Consider the following 368-nt stretch of genomic DNA (forward strand, 5'->3'; position numbering starts at 1 on the left):
CTCAAGGCATAGGTGCTGTCTGACTGAGTAGAGGTCGGAATCAACAAGTAACGTCCCGCTCTAATATTCGAGTCTGACATACCATTGGCATTTTGAATGACCTTTATGGTGGTGTTATGTTTTTTTGCAATAACACCTAAGCTATCACCTGGCTGAATTTTGTAGCGAACCAGTTTGACACCCTTGCCACGATTTTCTTCAACCTTGGCTAAGAATTGCTCTTGCTGCTCCGCTGGGATCAACAGTTTTTGTGGCCCTTCAGGAGCAGTCGCCCATTGATTGTAAGCTGGGTTGTAGCTCTGCAGCTCCTTCACGGGTATACCGGCATATTGCGCGGCAATGCCGAGGTCAAGTTGCTCTTTAGGATC

The 368-nt window shown here is 47.3% G+C and carries 1 protein-coding gene; it reads right to left on the minus strand.

Features of this window, described 5'->3' with window-relative positions; translation table 11 throughout:
- On the minus strand, positions 1-368 hold a 368-nt coding region (locus AB4585_RS27280), incomplete at both ends, for a LysM peptidoglycan-binding domain-containing protein (RefSeq protein ID WP_372171873.1).

The sequence above is a fragment of the Vibrio sp. 10N.222.49.C9 genome (genome assembly GCF_041474985.1).
Lineage (GTDB): Bacteria > Pseudomonadota > Gammaproteobacteria > Enterobacterales > Vibrionaceae > Vibrio > Vibrio crassostreae_C.